The sequence below is a fragment of the Pedobacter sp. genome (assembly GCF_045628745.1).
In the GTDB taxonomy this organism is placed as follows: Bacteria; Bacteroidota; Bacteroidia; order Sphingobacteriales; family Sphingobacteriaceae; genus Pedobacter.
On sequence record NZ_JAZQPU010000336.1, the window covers coordinates 1 to 2,335 of the forward strand.

The 2,335-nt window shown below is 36.4% G+C and carries 2 protein-coding genes; both read right to left on the bottom strand.

The genetic code is table 11. The features are described 5' to 3' along the window. Nucleotides 1–45 precede the first annotated feature (45 nt). The gene (locus ACR2F7_RS12405; RefSeq protein WP_432713873.1) at nt 46–1,326 is read right to left on the bottom strand and encodes a M28 family metallopeptidase; all 1,281 of its coding nucleotides are present in this window, start codon (nt 1,324–1,326) and stop codon (nt 46–48) included. A 4-nt stretch (nt 1,327–1,330) separates the two neighbouring features. Next, nucleotides 1,331–2,335 (bottom strand): CocE/NonD family hydrolase (locus tag ACR2F7_RS12410; protein ID WP_432713874.1); only part of this gene is annotated, 1,005 nt, incomplete at its 5' end.

The window sequence follows — 2,335 nt, forward strand, 5'->3', positions numbered from 1 at the left end:
TCATAAAGCAACCAATTTGATTGAAGAAAAACAGCTTATATTTGCTTATTTATTATATTGATCAATATAATAAATAAGCAACTTTGCATAATTATTGAACTTCGTAAAAGGTAAAGTCTCATACCTGTCGTAAATATCATGATAAGCATCAATACCTCCCAGTGTATAAATAAAGAAACATGGTACCGATTTTTCATAAAAAGGAAAATGATCAGAACGATCCATAGGTCCCCTCACCTTTACCTGAGGCATTAAATCGTGCTCTTTATTCAACCGAACTAATGTATCAAACTCCTTTTTGAATATAGTTCCATTAACTACCTGAACCCCTTCATCGCCAGTTCCTGCCATATCTAAATTTAGCAGAAATTTAATTTTACCTAAATCCAGCAAAGGATTCTTCACATAATGTTTAGAACCTAATAAGCCAATTTCTTCTCCTGAGAAGGCTAATAAGACAACATTATATTTAGGAACATGTTCAGCGTAATACTTTGCTAAATACATTAACATGGAGGTTCCACTTGCATTGTCATTAGCCCCAGGAAAATATACTTTTTTTCCGATTGCCCCTATATGATCATAATGAGCTGTAATGACAATTGTAGAATCAGAACCACCTGTACCTTTAATAAAACCACATACATTCTGCGTCTGGTATTCCGGATTTAGTTGAGGTGTAATTTTAAGCTGCGCCACGTTTTTAACCTTTGCATCCAATAATAAAGAATGCGTATTGATACTTGCCTTTTTATTTTGGTAGGTTAATGATCTCCATTTCAACTTTTGTTTTGAATTCAAGATAAGTCCTGCATGAAATCCGGCATTCTTCAACTGATCGGTAACTTCTTTGAGCTGTGGAGCTTTCATATGAGTTAAAGCAAGATCCTCATCGATATATAATAGCTTATGCTCTAAATTACGGTTGTTAATTATACTGGAAATAACTTGTTGATCCGATGATGTCAATTCCAGAACTTCGATGGCAAACTTCCCATCGATTGCAGGGCATGCAGCATCGATAAGGTAATCTACAGCTAAAGTATATTTCTTACCATTGATGGTGACTTTAGGTGCGGTGGGAAATGTATTCGCTGATAGATTATAATATTGAAAATAATCATCTCCAAGCGGTTGAATTTGGTATTTTTTAAATTCGTTTCTTAAAAAATTAGCAGCTTTACGATCCCCATCAAAAACATAGCCCCTTCCATGATATGGCTTAGCTGTCAATTCTTTAACAATATAACGGGCGTACTCCTCTTGTGCTTGAGTTTGTAAAAAGGAGAGCAAAACAACAAAATAAATTAGAACTCTGATTTTCATAGATTTAATTAATAGGTAATATAATTTGTGAAGGACATTCTTTGCTGAAATATATACGATGCTCTTGTTTCAAGAAATCTTTATCTTCAGCCTCATTAATATTTAAAAACTGTTGGGGATTTCGATCAACCAGAGGGAACCAGGTACTTTGAATTTGTACCATTATTTTATGCCCCTTTTTAAAGACATGAGCCGCATCTTGCATATCGAAGCGCAACTTTGTTACTTCTTGAGGCACTAAAGGTTTAGGTTCAGCAAAACTATCCCTGAATTTTGCCCTCATCACCTCACCCCGAACTAAAAGCTGATAATCAGTCATCGGAGACTTACTGTCATAAGGGTATAGATCTATTAGTTTAACAATAAAATCAGCATCTGTACCTGTTGAAGACACATATAGTTCAGCTTGTAAATTTCCCCCAATTTTAACGTCTTCTGTCAGCACTTCAGACTCATAGACTAAGACATCAGTTCTTTTTGCTGCAAAATATTGATCCTCGAACATATATTTAAATCCTCTTAAAACCGTCTTTTCATTGGTATAAGGCACTGGCTTATGAGGATCACTGATATAAGCATCAAATGCAGCCTGGCTGGAAATAGGATGGTTAAAAGATAACTTCTTTCCCTCATTTAAGTAAAGGGACTGCTGCTTAACCGCTGCTGGCGGCCACTGTTTAAAAGATTCCCATTGGTTACTTCCCGTAAAAAATATTTGTGCTCCTGGCAGATGTGCTGTATCATTGCCCTTTAAATGTTGTTTAAAAAAAGGCAGTTCCATTTCTTCCCTAAACTGTTTGGCGGTAGGCTGATTAAAGTTTACAACTTTTAAGGAATCTCCCAGGCCACGGGACCACGAACCATGATAACAGGGCCCCATCACCAGGTGTGTTGGGCTAGAGGCTGGCAACTTTGATAAATGAGCATAAGTTTTCAGAGGACCATAAAGATCTTCCTGGTCAAACCATCCTCCAACCACCAACACAGCCGGAAAATTTTTCTTGATATG

What these genes read in the sequence shown, in the direction of transcription:
- ACR2F7_RS12405 (WP_432713873.1), bottom strand. Translation starts at nt 1,326, where the DNA reads ATGAAAATCAGAGTTCTAATTTATTTTGTTGTTTTGCTCTCCTTTTTA.